The sequence below is a fragment of the Pseudomonas brassicacearum genome (assembly GCF_003732225.1).
Taxonomy (GTDB): domain Bacteria; phylum Pseudomonadota; class Gammaproteobacteria; order Pseudomonadales; family Pseudomonadaceae; genus Aquipseudomonas; species Aquipseudomonas brassicacearum_E.
Genome location: NZ_MOBJ01000001.1, coordinates 196,550 through 212,043, shown reverse-complemented (window position 1 = coordinate 212,043; position 15,494 = coordinate 196,550). Strand labels below are relative to the sequence as shown.

Below are 15,494 nucleotides of genomic sequence, written 5' to 3'. Positions count from 1 at the left end.
GTGATGCGCGAACTGAGCGAGCAGGAAAAATTCTGGCAAGGCGACTTCGGTAACCAGTACGTCGACCGCAACGTGGGCCAGCCTTTGGTGGCGGCCAACCTGGCGTTGTTTGCCAAGGCGTTGACGCGGGCCGGGCGTATCGACAGCCTGGTGGAGCTGGGCACCAATGCCGGCAACAACCTGCAGGCGCTGCGTCAATTATTGCCGCAGTGCGAACTGTTTGGCGTGGAGATCAATGCCAACGCATATGCCCAGGCGCAGGCACTGGGGATTGCGCAGATCTGGCACGGTTCGTTGTTCGACTTCCCCCGCGAACGCACCTTTGACCTGACCCTGAGCAAAGGCGTGTTGATTCACCTGGCGCCACAACTGCTGCCGGCGGCCTATGCGCAGCTGTATGAACTGAGTCGGCGCTACATATTGATCGCCGAGTACTACAACCCGGCGCCGGTCGAGGTGTCATATCGCGGTAACAGCGGCAAGTTGTTCAAGCGCGATTTTGCCGGTGAAATGCTTGATCGCTATGATGACTTGCAACTGGTGGACTACGGGTTTGGCTATCACCGCGACCCGCAATTCCCGGTGGATGACATCACCTGGTTTCTTCTGGAAAAACGCCGTTGAGCAACGTCGCCATCATCCCGGCCCGCGGTGGCAGCAAACGCATACCGCGCAAGAACCTCAAGCCGTTTGACGGCGTGCCGATGATTGCCCGTTCAATTCAAACGGCCCTCGATTCGGGGTTGTTCGCCCAAGTGGTGGTCAGCACCGACGATGACGAAATCGCCGATCTGGCCCGAGCCAGTGGTGCGCAGGTGCCGTTCGTGCGCCCGGCAGCTCTGGCCGATGATTTTACCGGTACGGCGGCGGTGATTGTCCATGCACTGGAAGAACTGCATCGACAGGGCAGCGACTTTGATTACGCCTGCTGCATTTACGCCACCGCGCCACTGCTGCAAACGCGGTTTCTGCAACAGGGTCTGGAGCGGCTGGAACAGCATCCGGACAAGTCGTTTGCGTTCTCGGTGTGCGACTTTGGTTTTCCGGTGCAGCGTGCCCTGACTCTTGACGATCAGGGCGCCTTGAGTGCGTTGTACCCGGAATTTCGTAACACTCGCTCCCAGGATTTGCCGCCGGCCTATCAGGACGCCGGGCAGTTCTATTGGGGCCGCAGCAGTGCCTGGTTGCGCGGCGATGTGTTGTATTCGTCGCAGAGCCTGCCGGTGATCCTGCCGCGCCATCTGGTGCAAGACATCGACACCCTCGAAGACTGGAAGCGCGCCGAGTACCTGTACGCCGCACTGAAGGCTGGCGGTGAATTGCAATGAGAGTGCTGATCCGTGCCGACGCCTCGCCGACCATTGGCAGCGGCCACATCGCCCGCTGCCTGACCTTGGCCAGAGCCTTGCGCCAGATGGGCGCGCACGTCGCGTTTGCCTGTCGCCTGTTGCCGGGGCATCGGCTCGACAGTCTCGCCGCTGAAGGCTTTGAAACCTTCGCGCTGCCGGATCGCTATCCCGATGAAGACCCGCAGCAAGCCATCGAGGCCATGCTGCTGTGGCAGGCGGACATCGCCGCGCTGGGGCAAGCGCTGGAACAGCACGCGACGTTCGACTGGATCATTGCCGACCATTACGGCCTCGATCACCACTGGCAGACCGCCGCCCGTCGCTGGGCACCACGGATCGGCGCAGTGGATGATCTGGCAACTCGCACCTACAGCGTCGATCTGCTGCTCAACCAGAATCTTTCTGGCACGCCAGAGGCCTATGCTTCGCTGCTTGCCCCGGGATGTCAGACCTTGTTTGGTCCGCGTTTCGCCATGCTGCGGGATGAGTTCTGCTGCCCGGCAATCAAAATCAAACCCCGGGCCAAGCGCGTACTGGTGAACTTCGGCGGCTTCGATGCGGAGAGGCAGACTCACCATGCGATGCTCGCGATGACCGATTTCCATGAACTGGAAGTCGACTTCGTCGCCGGTGCCGACAACCCGGCGTGGGAGCAGATGCAGGCGCTGGCGGTCAGTCGCCCGAACTGGCGTTTACAGCGTTTTGTCAACGACTTTTACCGGCTGATGACCGAAGCCGACCTGTTTATCGGCGCCGGTGGCGGCACCAGTTGGGAGCGGGCGGCCATGGGGCTGCCGACGATTTGTATTGCGGTGTCGAACAATCAGCAGGCCAATGGCGAGGTCATGGCGACGTCGGGCGCCCATGTGTTCCTGGGCGCGCGGGAGCAGGTCAGTGTCGAGCAACTGCGCCAGGCTATCGGCTTTGTCGCGGGTAATCAGGGCTTGCGCCAGAGTCTGGCCGAGCGCTCTCGGCAATTGGTCGATGGCCGTGGGGCGCAGCGGGTCGCGGCGGCGCTGGCCGGTGCTGTGCTGCCGGTGCGCAAGGCGACGCTGGACGATGCGCGTCTGTTGTTTGATGGACGTAATGCCGAGGCGGTACGGCGCTGGTCGCTGGACAACCGCAGCATCGACTGGCAAGCGCACCAGGCCTGGCTGGCCGCGAGTTTGAGCAGTCAGCAGCGCTTGCTGTTGATTGCCGAGGCCGGTGATGGCCCGGTTGGCGTGCTGCGCTACGACCTTCATGGGGTGAGCGCCGAAGTCTCGATTTATTTGTTCGAAGGCCGTTTCGGTCTGGGATGGGGCAGGGTGCTGCTGGCTCGTGGCGAAGCCTTTGTGACGGCCCATTGGCCGCAAGTGCGCACCATCACCGCACAGGTGTTGCCTGCCAACCGGCCGTCGCTGAGCCTGTTTCGCGAAGCCGGTTTTACCCAGAGCGCTTGCGCGTTCACGCGCGTATTGAAGGAGCACAGACATGACTAGCTTCAAGATTGGCGACCGCATGATCGGTGTCGATGCGCCACCATTCATCATCGCCGAGATGAGCGGCAACCATAATCAGTCTCTGGAGGTCGCGTTGCAGATCGTCGAGGCCGCGGCCAAGGCTGGCGCGCATGCCTTGAAACTGCAGACCTACACCGCGGACACCATGACCCTGGACCTGGATCACGACGAGTTCTTTATCAAGGATCCCAATAGCCTTTGGGCAGGCACTTCGCTGTATGCGCTATACGAGAAGGCGCACACCCCGTGGGAATGGCATGCGCCGATCTTTGCCCGGGCCAAAGAGCTGGGCATGCTGGCGTTTTCGACACCCTTCGATGAGACCGCCGTGGATTTCCTCGAAAGCCTGGACGTGCCGGCCTACAAGATCGCCAGTTTTGAAAACACCGACTTGCCGCTGATTCGCCGGGTGGCGGCCACCGGTAAGCCGCTGATCATTTCCACCGGCATGGCCAGCATCGCCGAGCTGGATGAAACCGTGCGTGCAGCGCGTGCGGCAGGCTGCAAGGATCTGGTGCTGCTCAAATGCACCAGCACTTACCCCGCCACGCCGGCCAACAGCAACGTGCGAACCATCCCGCACCTGCGCGAACTGTTTGGTTGCGAAGTGGGATTGTCCGATCACTCCATGGGCGTCGGGGTCTCGGTAGCGGCGGTGGCCCTTGGGGCGACGGTGGTGGAAAAGCACTTCACCCTGGATCGGGCTGCCGGCGGTGTCGACGCGAGTTTCTCGCTGGAACCGGCCGAACTGGCCAGTCTGGTGGTCGAGACCGAGCGCGCCTGGCAGGCCTTGGGGCAGGTGCGTTATGGCGTCACCGAGGCCGAGCAGAAGTCGCTGGTGTACCGTCGTTCGCTTTACGTTGCCCGGGACATGGCCGCCGGTGAGGTGTTCACGTCAGAGAACCTGCGAGCCATTCGCCCGGGTCTGGGCCTGGCGCCCAAGCACGCTGAAAGCATTATCGGACGACGTGCCCGCGAGCCTCTAAAGCGCGGCACTCCGCTGGCCTGGTCGCTTATCGAATGAGCGCTTGTGTGGCAGATTGCGCAAAATAGCGTGACCTGCGAGTCATAACGCGCATCTTCACTGTATTGTATTGATCGGGAAGATGGCGCCTGGCCGGGTAATCGGCTCAGTGATAGCCCTTTAGGCTTTCCGTGGTTGCCCGTTGCGGGCCTATGTGTCGGCGCCCCTCGATTCGTGCGAACGGGGGTATTCAGCTGTTTATTATTGGGAAGCCGTAATGATTGGCATAAAAAGCATTGCGAGCTACGTACCTGTAGCCGGCGTGGACAATTACGCACAAGGTGCAAAATTCGAAAAGGATGAAAAATTCATCCTGGGCAAGATCGGTTCCGCTTTCCTGCCGCGTAAAGACGCCGGGCAGGAAACCTCGGACCTGTGTGTCGAAGCGGTCAATGCGTTGTTTGCCAACAACCCCGAACTCAAGCGCGAATCGATCGATGTGCTGATCGTCGTCACCCAGAACGGCGACGAAGAAGGTCTGCCGCACACCGCAGCAATCGTTCAGGACAAGCTCGGTCTGCCTACCACCGTTGCCGCCTTCGATATCTCCCTGGGCTGCTCTGGCTACGTTTACGGCATCTACGCGATCAAGGGCTTCATGGAAGCCGCGGGCCTGAAGAACGGCCTGTTGGTGACCGCCGACCCTTACTCGAAAATCGTTGACCCCGAAGATCGCAACACCACCATGCTGTTCGGTGATGCCGCCACCGCGACCTGGATGGGCGAAGACGCCCCGTGGCAGTTGGGCAAGGCCAAGTTCGGCACCGACGGCTCCGGCGCACCGCACCTGAAAGTCACTGATGGGGTGTTCTTCATGAACGGTCGTCAGGTGTTCAACTTTGCGTTGCTGAAAGTCCCGGCGCATTTGCGCGAGTTGCTCGATGAGTCTGGCCTGCACGCCGACGATATCGATGCGTTCTGCATTCACCAGGGCAGTGCGGCGATTGTTGACGCCGTGGCGCGGCGCTTCGAAGGTGATCCTGAAAAATTCATCAAGGACATGGTCGAGACCGGTAATACCGTGTCTTCGAGCATTCCGTTGTTGCTGGAAAAACACGTACTCGACTCCAAATGGAAGCGCGTCGCGTTGAGCGGTTTTGGTGTAGGGCTCTCGTGGGGTTCGGCAATCATTTATCGCCCCTGAATCTTGTGGCATAAAACATAGCGTCCAAGGTGTAGCCTTGAACGCTATTTTTTTTTGCCTGAATGACAAGCGAGGCAGCATGAGCGACAGCGTTGCAGACAATTTCCAGGTGATAGAACGTCGCTGGCCGGCGCTGCATGTACGGTTGATGACTGAAGACAGCGCGGCGGTTCAGGCTGAGCTGGTGGAAGGTTTGGGGTCGACCCTGAGCATTGCCGGTATCCAGCTCACCAGTCGCCATGACCGCACGCGCGAAGCGCGGTTGCAAGCGGCCAGCCTGCCGCCGGCAAGCAACGTGGTCCATGTCTACGGCACAGGGCTGGGTGACTTGCAGTCTGTACTGCTTGAAAACACCGAGCTCCAGCGTTTGTACGTGCATATTCTCAATGGCGCGATTTTCTCGTTGACGTTGCAGTTGCTCGATCAGCGGCACTGGCTCAGTGATCCGCGGGTCGAGTTGATCTATGCCGGCGACTTGTCGGACATCCACCTGCCGTTTTTTGCGTTACCGTCCGAGATGCTGCTGGCAGATGATTTCAATGCCAAGATTCGCGATCGGCTGATCAGCGAAGTGCACCTTACCTTCAACAATCGTGAATTCGATCCGCAGTCTCCGGCGATCATTGAGCGGCTGGAGGAGAGTCGTGAGCTCGTTAGCCGTGATCGCGATGTGGCCGAGTTGTTCGCGACGTGTACCGGTCGGGAAGTCTATGTGATCGGCACGGGGCCAAGCCTTGAGCTGCATTTCGATCAGCTTCGGGCGGTGAGCGAGCGCGAGCAGCGTCCCTTGTTCATCAGTGTCGATACTGCCTACCGACCGTTGCGCGAGCATGGTATCCGGCCGGATCTGGTGGTCAGTATCGACCGGCGAATCAGCTTCAGGCACTTGCCGCCCGAGGACTCCGACAACATCCCGCTGGTGTACCTGCCCATGAGCGATCCGCAGGTGCTGAAAGCCTGGAAGGGCACGCGTTATGTCGGGTATTCCGCCAGCCCGGTCTATGCCGCTATTCGCCAACAGATCAGCAAGGCTGATCTGTATGTGGGTGGCAGCGTGATCCACCCGGCGGTGGATCTGGCGGTGAAGATGGGCGCGGACCGGATTACCCTGTTCGGTGCCGACTTTGCGTTCCCGATGAACAAAACCCATGCTGGCTGGAATGATGGCGATCTGGGGCAGGGGGTAAACCTGGCCAAGCACTGGGTGCTCGATGGACACGGGCAGCGGGTTCGAACGCAGTTGAACTTCCGCAGTTACCTGTGTGAGCTGGAGCGCTACATTGCCGGGCATCCGCAGGTCCGCTTTTTTAACAGCAGCCGGGCCGGGGCGATGATTGTGGGGACGACGTTCAATCAGGAGTTCGTGCAATGAACGGGCTTGCACAATGCATTATCGATTGCCGGCAGTGCGCCGGGCTGTTTCGTCTGGGGCGTGATGTCGAGGCAGCGCTGACCATGGTCGATGTGTTCGATAAGGTGCAAGACCTTCTTTGCGATACCTCGCAAGAGATCCAGCAACAGTGGGCACAACTGCTCGTGTCGATGCTGGCCGCTCAGGAGGCGCAGGACTGGCTGCGGTTGGCCGACACCATGGAGTATGAATTGATCGATTTGCTGGAAGCCGGTCACGCTCACCACTGAATAGTTTTCTGCCGACAAAGGCGATCCTCTCGCGGCCCTGTTGTCGGCAATTTCCTGACGTCATTTTTCTCTCGTGGGTCTCGTACAAGCCTTTGTTTTCGCGGGGGTGGCAGTGTGATGGCAATTTTTTTCAAAAAAGCCCTCAAGCAACCTGCAATCGCGACGATAACTACTACGAAGGTTCTCTAGGCCACACCCGGCGGTTGCCAGGGCCGGAAGCCGCAGTACCCAACCAACGAGGAACTCACCATGTCTTTAGGCGTAAACACTAACGTCGCTTCCCTGTCTGTTCAGAAAAACCTGAACAATGCCGCTAACGCTCTGCAGCAGTCGATGACTCGCCTGTCTTCCGGCCTGAAAATCAACAGCGCCAAAGACGACGCTGCCGGCCTGCAGATCGCTACCCGTATGAGCAGCCAGATCCGCGGCCAGACCGTAGCTATCAAAAACGCCAACGACGGCATCTCGATGGCTCAGACTGCTGAAGGCGCTCTGCAAGAGACCACCAACATTCTGCAACGTATGCGTGAACTGGCTGTCCAGGCACGTAACGGCACCAACGGCACAGCTGACCAGACCGCGACCAACGCGGAATTCACTCAGATGTCCGACGAGCTGACTCGTATTTCCCAGGCTACCAACCTGAACGGCAAAAACCTGCTGGACGGTTCCGCTGGCAGCATGACCCTGCAAGTGGGTTCCAACACCGGTACTGCCAACCAGATCACTCTGACCCTGAGCAGCAAGTTCGACGCCGCCAGCCTGTCGGTTGGTAGCGGTACTACTGTTCTGACCGGTGCTACCAGCGCTGCTGCTGGTTCCGCCATCGACGGCGCAATCACTGCAATCGACGCTGCACTGGCCACCGTTGGTGCCGTTCGTGCAAACCTCGGTGCTGCACAGAACCGTCTGACCAGCACCATCTCCAACCTGCAGAACGTCAACGAAAACGCCACCGCTGCACTGGGTCGCGTACAAGACACCGACTTCGCAGCAGAAACTGCTCAGCTGACCAAGCAGCAAACCCTGCAGCAAGCTTCCACCTCGGTTCTGGCTCAAGCCAACCAACTGCCTTCCGCTGTACTGAAGCTGCTTCAGTAATTTCGGAATGAGTTTTGGCGGGGGAGTGTGCTGGTCGCGCTCTCTCGCTTTTTTACGTTAAGAGGTGATGGATATGGACATGAGCGTGAAGCTGAACTTGTCTTACCCGACCGCTCAGCCGGCGAGTACGACTGCCGACAAATCGGCTGCAGCACCTCGTAGCAGCAGTGACAGTGTGCAGGCTGTGGCTGGAAGTAAGGACGCGGACGCGCAAAAGCTGAAACTGGCCGTGCAAGAGATCGAAAAGTTCGTACAGTCGATCAAGCGCAACCTGGAGTTCTCTATCGATGAGGCTTCCGGCAGGGTGGTGGTGAAGGTGATTGCCACTGAATCGGGTGAAGTGGTGCGACAAATCCCTTCCGAAGAGGCGTTGAAGCTGGCGGACAGTTTGAGTTCGGCGAGCAATGTGCTGTTCGACGCAAAAGCCTGACAACTGGCATGAATAGTGTTTGTACGCTGATTTGACGGCGTGAGTGGTCAAAAGACCGGCGACAGACAGAAAGGGAGATGCACATGGCAAGTCCAATTTTACCGGGTACAGGTCTGGGTTCCGGCCTGGATATCGGTTCGATCGTTACAGCGTTGGTCAACAGCGACAAGTCGGCCAAGCAGACTCAGATCACCACTCAATCCTCGCTCAACACCTCGAAAATTTCCGGTGTGGGTTCGCTGAAAAGTGCTTTGGCCGCTTATCAGGCCGCCATGGACAAGCTCAATAGCTCGACAAGCCCTGCGTTTGGCGGGTTTGCGGCTACCTCGTCGACTCCGGCGAACTTGACCGTGACCTCCGATAACACTGCGGTCAACGGTACTTACAGTATTAATGTGAAGAATCTGGCTACCGGTTCCAAAGTTGCCAGTGCTTCTTTTGCAGGCGGTGCTACCAGTGCCATTCCGAGTGGTACTTTGAATATCAGTCAAAATGGCACTGCCTACAACGTCACTATCCCGTCCGGTGCGACGCTGCAGTCGACTCGCGATGCAATCAACACCACGCTGACAGCCCAGGGCATCACCGCCAACATCGTCACTGACAGTAACGGTTCGCGTCTGGTGATCGGGTCGACCACGACGGGCAAGGGCTCGGACCTTACTGTCAGTGGTATTGCCGGTCTGGCAATCGACGGCACCAAGATGATGGGCACTATCCCGGATCCGTCGTCGACAACTGGGGGGACGATGCCTGATCCTGCCAGTGCCGGTACTATCGGCGCGTTTGCCACTGATGCAAGCCTGACGATTGATGGTCTGGCAGTCACCAGCAAAACCAATACCGTCAATCAGGCGGTGGGTGGCTTGAGCATGACGCTGGTTGCACCGGGCACCTCGACGGTGACTGTAGCGACCAACACCACCGGTTTGCAGACGTCGATACAGTCGTTCGTCGACGCCTATAACACGCTGGTGAAGACGGTGACGTCGCTGACCCAGGCCTCGGCCGATGCCAATGGCAAGCTGACCGTCTCTGCGGCGCTGACCGGTGACTCGATGCCGCGCTCGTTGATTGCCGATATTCGCAATCAGCTGGTGACTCCTGGGCCAGGGGGGCAATTGGCGGTGTTATCGCAATTAGGTATCACCACCGATCAGAAACTCGGCACGCTGAATTTCGACTCCGTCAAGTTCAACGCTGCGATGACTACCAAGGGGTTGAGTAGTCAGGTCCAGACGCTGTTCACCGGGACCAACAGCACCAATGGCCTGCTGGCCCGGATGAGCGCGGCGATCAAGCCCTACTCGCAGACTGGTGGCATTCTTGATCAGCGCACCACCAGCCTGAACAAGCAGAAAAACGATCTGAGCAATCAGCAGGTGGCGCTGGACCTGCGCGTTACCACACTGACCGCGACGCTGACTGCCAAGTACAATGCCATGGACCTGTTGGTCGGGCAGATGAAGGCGACGTCGACCAGTATCACGTCGTTCTTCACCTCCTTGAACGCACAGAAGTCCGGCTAGTTTTTGAGCTAGCGCCAAAAACCCGGCTGCGTTTTTAACGCGCCGGGTTTTTGCCTTTTGATTTTAAAGTTTTTTGACTCGTAGACGATACATTGGTTATACGAGCCCTTGAATTGTGATGAGGTAGAGCATGAATCCGATGTTAGCCCTTCGGCAATATCAGAAAATTGGAGCGCAGGCCCAAACCTCCGAAGCCAGTCCGCACCGGTTGGTGCAGATGTTGATGGAGGGGGGGCTGGATCGCATTGCTCAGGCCAAAGGCGCCATGGAGCGAAAGGATATTCCGGGCAAAGGTGTGTTCATCAGCAAGGCCATCGGCATCATTGGCGGCTTGCGTGAAGGCCTGGACCTTGAGAACAAGGCGGATGAAGTAGGGGAGCTGGATAATCTCTACGTCTACATGATGAAGCGTCTGGCTGAGGCCAATATCAAGAGCGATCCGAAGATCCTCGACGAGGTCGCCGATTTGCTGGGTACGGTCAAAGAAGGCTGGGATGCCATCGCAGCGCCAGGTCCGCAGTTTTAAGGAGATCACCATGAGTCTTGTACTGCAGCGTATCGAACAAACCCGTGAAGCTCTGGTCGATGCACTGGCCGAGCGTAATTGGGAAGCTATCGGTCAATTGGACCTGGATTGCCGTTCCTGCATGGAAGACGTTTTGAGTGAGGCTTCGCTGGATGAGGCGGCGTTGCGCGATAACCTCGAGGAGTTGCTTGGGGTGTATCGGCAGTTGTTGGAGGCGGCGACGGGGGAGCGTCAGGCAATATTCGATGAGATGTCACAGATCCATCAAGCACAGAACGCGGCAAAGGTTTACCATCTGTTCGGTTAATCCTCAGTTAATCCGACCGTAGTGCGCCATAAATTTGACTGTGCACGGTTTTTTGACTTAACTAGTGGCTGTTTGAAGATTTCAGGCGTCTACCAGGCTTAACGTGCCTGCAAGCGTCTAGCTTGCCCACTCATTTCGGGCATTGAGTTGACTAGGGAAGTTGCTATTGCATGTGGCGTGAAACCAAAATTCTGCTGATTGATGACGATAGCGTCCGCCGCCGCGACCTGGCGGTGATTTTAAATTTTCTTGGCGAAGAAAATTTACCCTGTGGTAGCCATGACTGGCAGCAGGCTGTCGGCTCTTTGTCATCAAGTCGTGAAGTAATCTGTGTCCTCATCGGGACCGTAAATGCTCCTGGCGCTCTTCCGGGCCTGTTAAAGACACTCGCTACCTGGGATGAGTTCCTTCCGGTTTTGTTAATGGGCGATAATTCTTCCGTTGACCTGCCAGAAGACCAGCGTCGCCGGGTGCTTTCCACTCTGGAGATGCCGCCCAGCTACAGCAAGTTGCTGGACTCCCTGCATCGCGCCCAGGTTTATCGCGAGATGTACGACCAGGCCCGTGAGCGCGGTCGTCACCGTGAACCGAATCTATTCCGTAGTCTTGTCGGCACCAGTCGGGCGATTCAACACGTGCGCCAGATGATGCAGCAAGTGGCCGACACCGATGCCAGCGTGCTGATCCTCGGTGAGTCCGGTACGGGCAAGGAAGTGGTCGCGCGCAATCTGCACTACCACTCCAAGCGACGCGACGCGCCGTTTGTGCCGGTCAACTGCGGGGCTATTCCGGCCGAGTTGCTGGAAAGCGAACTGTTCGGCCATGAGAAGGGCGCCTTTACCGGGGCCATCACCAGCCGCGCCGGGCGTTTTGAGCTGGCCAATGGCGGTACGCTGTTCCTCGACGAGATCGGTGATATGCCGCTGCCGATGCAGGTCAAGCTGCTGCGGGTATTGCAAGAGCGCACCTTCGAGCGTGTGGGGAGCAACAAGACCCAGAGCGTCGACGTGCGGATCATTGCCGCAACCCACAAGAATCTCGAAAGCATGATCGAGGTCGGCAGCTTCCGTGAGGATCTGTACTACCGCCTTAACGTCTTCCCGATCGAAATGGCGCCGCTGCGTGAGCGTGTCGAAGATATTCCGTTGCTGATGAACGAGCTGATTTCGCGCATGGAGCACGAGAAGCGCGGTTCGATTCGCTTCAATTCGGCGGCGATCATGTCGCTGTGCCGTCATGGCTGGCCGGGCAACGTTCGTGAGCTGGCCAACCTGGTCGAGCGTATGGCGATCATGCATCCGTACGGGGTGATCGGCGTGGTCGAATTGCCGAAGAAATTCCGTTATGTCGATGACGAAGACGAACAACTGGTCGATAGCTTGCGCAGCGATCTTGAAGAGCGGGTAGCCATCAACGGCCATGCCCCGGACTTCAGCGCGAACGCCATGCTGCCGCCAGAAGGCCTGGACCTCAAGGACTACCTCGGTGGTCTGGAGCAGGGTCTGATCCAGCAGGCGCTGGATGATGCCAATGGCATCGTGGCGCGTGCCGCCGAGCGCCTGCGCATTCGACGTACCACCCTGGTGGAGAAGATGCGCAAGTACGGCATGAGTCGTCGTGATGGAGATGAACAGGCGGACGATTGACGCCTGTTTTTCAACCCGCTGAATAATGGGCGGTTTTTTTTAGGCACGGGTATTGCTACGTCCCTCGCAACGTTCCGTTTAACTGACGGTCAGCCAGCGAGAGAGCACGATGCCCCACGCCGCCCAAATGTCTCCTGCCTCCGAAGCTTCGGGGCAATCGTCCTCTGTAGAGCAGGCAAGTCGGCTTGGCCTTGAGCAGGCGTTCGCGCTGTTCAGTCAGATGTCGAGCCAACTTACCGACTCCTACAGCATGCTTGAAGCGCGGGTCACCGAGCTCAAGGGCGAGCTGGCAGTGGTCAGCGCTCAGCGCATGCAAGAGCTGGCCGAAAAAGAGCGCCTGGCCAACCGGCTGCAAAACCTTCTCGACTTGTTGCCTGGCGGCGTCATCGTCATTGATGCCCAGGGGATCGTGCGCGAAGCCAATCCGGCGGCCAGCGAGCTGCTGGGTCTGCCGCTTGAAGGCGAGTTGTGGCGTCATGTCATTGCGCGCTGCTTTGCCCCGCGCGAAGACGACGGTCATGAAATTTCCCTGAAGGATGGTCGGCGTCTGTCGATTGCCACGCGTTCGCTGGATGCTGAGCCGGGGCAGTTGGTGCTGCTCAATGACTTGACTGAAACCCGACATTTGCAAGCTCAGCTGGCTCGCCATGAGCGTCTGTCGTCTCTTGGGCGGATGGTTGCTTCCCTGGCACATCAGATTCGTACGCCGTTATCCGCGGCATTGTTGTACGCCAGTCATTTGACTGAGCAGGAACTGCCGGTCGCCACCCAGCAGCGGTTTGCCGGACGTTTGAAAGAGCGCCTGCATGAGCTCGAGCATCAGGTGCGTGACATGCTGGTGTTCGCTCGCGGTGAGCTGCCGTTGACCGATCGCGTGACGCCCAAGGCGCTGATGCAATCGCTGCAAGCGGCGGCATTGACTCATGTTCAGGATTGTCCGGTGCGTTGGCAGTGCGACAGCCATGCCGGGGAATTGCTGTGTAATCGCGACACGCTGGTCGGTGCGCTGCTGAACCTGATTGAGAATTCGATTCAGGCCAGTGCCGGCAATGTGCGCCTGAAAGTTCATCTATACACCCGTGGAAATACCCTTCGGCTGTGCGTCAGCGATAACGGCGACGGTATAGATGCGACAGTGCTGGCGCGCCTGGGTGAACCGTTTTTCACCACCAAAACCACCGGCACCGGTCTTGGCCTGACCGTGGTCAAGGCGGTGGCCCGTGCTCATCAGGGAGAATTGCAACTGCGCTCGCGGCCGGGCCGCGGCACCTGTGCGGTGGTGACTTTGCCGTTTTTTTCTTGTAAGCGGCCCAGCGCTCAAGGCGTGGAGTGAGGTTGATGGCAATCAAGGTTTTACTGGTCGAAGATGACCGCGCGCTGCGCGAGGCGCTAACGGATACGCTGCTGCTGGCCGGTCATGATTACACCGCAGTGGGTTCGGCCGAAGACGCACTGCAGGCTGTGGCGAGCGAGTCATTCAATCTGGTGCTCAGTGACGTCAACATGCCGGGCATGGATGGTCATCAGTTGTTGGGATTGTTGCGTATTCGCCATCCGCAATTGCCGGTATTGCTGATGACCGCTCATGGCGCGGTCGAGCGCGCAGTCGACGCAATGCGTCAGGGAGCGGCAGACTATCTGGTCAAGCCATTCGAGCCCAAGGCGTTGCTGGATCTGGTGGCGCGCCATGCCTTGGGGTGTCTGGGGGCGACAGAGGGCGAAGGCCCGGTAGCGTTCGAGCCGGCCAGTGCGCAGTTGCTTGAGCTGGCAGCCCGTGTGGCGCGAAGTGATTCGACGGTGTTGATCTCTGGCGAGTCAGGCACCGGCAAAGAGGTGCTGGCGCGTTATATTCACCAGCACTCGCACCGCGCGAGTCAGCCGTTCATTGCGATCAATTGTGCGGCGATCCCGGACAATATGCTCGAAGCGACGTTGTTCGGTCATGAGAAGGGCTCATTCACGGGCGCCATTGCGGCCCAGGCCGGCAAGTTCGAGCAGGCCGATGGCGGGACCATTCTGCTCGACGAAATTTCTGAAATGCCCTTGGGGCTCCAGGCCAAGCTGCTGCGCGTTTTGCAGGAGCGTGAAGTCGAGCGCGTGGGGGCGCGCAAGCCGATTGCTCTGGATATCCGGGTGGTTGCAACCACTAACCGGGATCTGGCGGGCGAAGTGGCGGCGGGGCGTTTTCGTGAAGATCTTTACTATCGCCTGTCGGTGTTTCCGCTGGCCTGGCGTCCGTTGCGTGAGCGCACTGCCGATATCTTGCCGCTGGCCGAGCGTCTGCTGGCCAAGCACATCAATAAAATGAAGCATGCCGCTGCCAGGCTATCGCCCGAGGCCCGGGCGTGCCTGATTGGTTATCCGTGGCCGGGCAACGTGCGTGAGCTGGACAACGCCATTCAGCGGGCGCTGATTTTGCAGCAGGGTGGCTTGATTCAGCCGCAGGATTTCTGTCTTGCAGGGCCGGTCGCTTGCGCGCCATTGCCGGTATTGGCGCCTGTTCCGATGTCGGCGCGAATGCTTGAGGTCGAGGCGCCGCAAGGCGATTCAGCGGGTGCGCTGGGCGATGACCTGCGACGTCGCGAGTTCCAGATGATCATCGATACGTTGCGTTCCGAGCGCGGGCGGCGCAAGGAGGCGGCCGAGCGACTGGGTATCAGTCCGCGGACCTTGCGCTACAAATTGGCGCAAATGCGCGATGCCGGAATGGATGTCGAAGGTTATTTGTTTGCGACCTGAGTTCCTATACGCCGCATACCGTAGGAGCTGCCGCAGGCTGCGATCTTTTGATCTTCGATGTCCTTGAATACGCCAAAAGATCGCAGCCTGCGGCAGCTCCTACAGGTAAGGCGCCACCCAAGACTTTTATGAAAGGTCGGCATGGAGCTGGCACCCTTGTTGCTAACACCACTCTATCCGCCGAGTGAGTGTCAAAAAATTGCGGGTCGTCAGAGAGAGTAGACCATGAGCCAGGGAATTGAATTTAATCGGTTGATGTTGGACATGCGGTCCATGCAAATGGACGCCATGGCCCAGCCGAAAGCCGCCGTCGCGGTGCCGGAAATGGGCGGTAGCAGCTTTTCCGACATGCTCGGCAAGGCCGTCAACAAGGTCAACGATACCCAGCAGGCTTCGAACCAACTGGCCAATGCGTTCGAAATTGGCAAAAGCGGCGTCGACCTGACGGATGTGATGATTTCCTCGCAGAAGGCCAGCGTGTCTTTCCAGGCGTTGACCCAAGTGCGTAACAAGCTGGTACAGGCATACCAAGACATCATGCAGATGCCGGTCTAAG

At 58.7% G+C, this 15,494-nt stretch carries 16 protein-coding genes; all 16 read left to right on the top strand.

The window, feature by feature from the left end:
- Positions 1 to 3 precede the first annotated feature (3 nt).
- Positions 4 to 624, top strand: a complete 621-nt coding sequence (locus tag BK659_RS01085; protein WP_123423345.1) for a pseudaminic acid biosynthesis-associated methylase — start codon at positions 4 to 6, stop codon at positions 622 to 624.
- Positions 621 to 1,328: a pseudaminic acid cytidylyltransferase gene (pseF, locus tag BK659_RS01080; RefSeq protein ID WP_123423344.1), complete on the top strand. Its 708-nt coding sequence runs from the start codon at positions 621 to 623 to the stop codon at positions 1,326 to 1,328. Before BK659_RS01085 ends, pseF begins: the two co-directional genes overlap by 4 nt.
- Positions 1,325 to 2,830, top strand: a complete 1,506-nt coding sequence (gene pseG, locus BK659_RS01075; protein WP_123423343.1) for a UDP-2,4-diacetamido-2,4,6-trideoxy-beta-L-altropyranose hydrolase — start codon at positions 1,325 to 1,327, stop codon at positions 2,828 to 2,830. The genes pseF and pseG overlap by 4 nt, the downstream gene beginning before the upstream one ends.
- Positions 2,823 to 3,875 carry a pseudaminic acid synthase gene (gene pseI, locus BK659_RS01070; protein WP_123423342.1) on the top strand — a complete coding sequence of 351 codons (1,053 nt, stop codon included), beginning with the start codon at positions 2,823 to 2,825 and terminating at the stop codon, positions 3,873 to 3,875. The genes pseG and pseI overlap by 8 nt, the downstream gene beginning before the upstream one ends.
- 217 nt (positions 3,876 to 4,092) lie before the next feature.
- Positions 4,093 to 5,019, top strand: a complete 927-nt coding sequence (locus tag BK659_RS01065; protein WP_123423341.1) for a ketoacyl-ACP synthase III — start codon at positions 4,093 to 4,095, stop codon at positions 5,017 to 5,019.
- Positions 5,020 to 5,098: 79 nt separating this feature from the next.
- Positions 5,099 to 6,391 (top strand): motility associated factor glycosyltransferase family protein, encoded by a 1,293-nt coding sequence (locus BK659_RS01060; RefSeq protein ID WP_123423340.1) that lies wholly within the window; start codon positions 5,099 to 5,101, stop codon positions 6,389 to 6,391.
- Entirely contained in the window at positions 6,388 to 6,660 is a 273-nt protein-coding gene (locus tag BK659_RS01055) for a hypothetical protein (RefSeq protein ID WP_123423339.1), read from the top strand. Before BK659_RS01060 ends, BK659_RS01055 begins: the two co-directional genes overlap by 4 nt.
- A 249-nt stretch (positions 6,661 to 6,909) precedes the next feature.
- Complete coding sequence (locus tag BK659_RS01050) at positions 6,910 to 7,761, top strand: flagellin domain-containing protein (protein ID WP_123423338.1); 852 nt, start codon at positions 6,910 to 6,912, stop codon at positions 7,759 to 7,761.
- Between the two features lie 73 nt (positions 7,762 to 7,834).
- Complete coding sequence (locus BK659_RS01045) at positions 7,835 to 8,191, top strand: flagellar protein FlaG (RefSeq protein ID WP_123423337.1); 357 nt, start codon at positions 7,835 to 7,837, stop codon at positions 8,189 to 8,191.
- A gap of 83 nt (positions 8,192 to 8,274) precedes the next feature.
- A complete protein-coding gene (gene fliD / locus BK659_RS01040) occupies positions 8,275 to 9,720 on the top strand; it encodes a flagellar filament capping protein FliD (RefSeq protein WP_123423336.1) in 1,446 nt (481 codons plus the stop codon).
- Positions 9,721 to 9,850: 130 nt separating this feature from the next.
- On the top strand, positions 9,851 to 10,246 hold the full coding sequence (gene fliS / locus BK659_RS01035) for a flagellar export chaperone FliS (RefSeq protein ID WP_123423335.1): 396 nt from the start codon (positions 9,851 to 9,853) through the stop codon (positions 10,244 to 10,246).
- 10 nt (positions 10,247 to 10,256) lie between these two features.
- On the top strand, positions 10,257 to 10,553 hold the full coding sequence (gene fliT / locus BK659_RS01030; protein WP_123423334.1) for a flagellar protein FliT: 297 nt from the start codon (positions 10,257 to 10,259) through the stop codon (positions 10,551 to 10,553).
- Between the two features lie 170 nt (positions 10,554 to 10,723).
- Positions 10,724 to 12,199 (top strand): sigma-54 dependent transcriptional regulator, encoded by a 1,476-nt coding sequence (locus BK659_RS01025; protein ID WP_123423333.1) that lies wholly within the window; start codon positions 10,724 to 10,726, stop codon positions 12,197 to 12,199.
- Between the two features lie 127 nt (positions 12,200 to 12,326).
- Entirely contained in the window at positions 12,327 to 13,532 is a 1,206-nt protein-coding gene (locus BK659_RS01020) for a sensor histidine kinase (RefSeq protein WP_185015269.1), read from the top strand.
- A gap of 5 nt (positions 13,533 to 13,537) precedes the next feature.
- A complete protein-coding gene (fleR, locus tag BK659_RS01015) occupies positions 13,538 to 14,938 on the top strand; it encodes a sigma-54-dependent response regulator transcription factor FleR (RefSeq protein ID WP_123423331.1) in 1,401 nt (466 codons plus the stop codon).
- A 225-nt stretch (positions 14,939 to 15,163) separates the two neighbouring features.
- Positions 15,164 to 15,493 carry a flagellar hook-basal body complex protein FliE gene (gene fliE / locus BK659_RS01010; RefSeq protein WP_123423330.1) on the top strand — a complete coding sequence of 110 codons (330 nt, stop codon included), beginning with the start codon at positions 15,164 to 15,166 and terminating at the stop codon, positions 15,491 to 15,493.
- Position 15,494 lies beyond the last annotated feature (1 nt).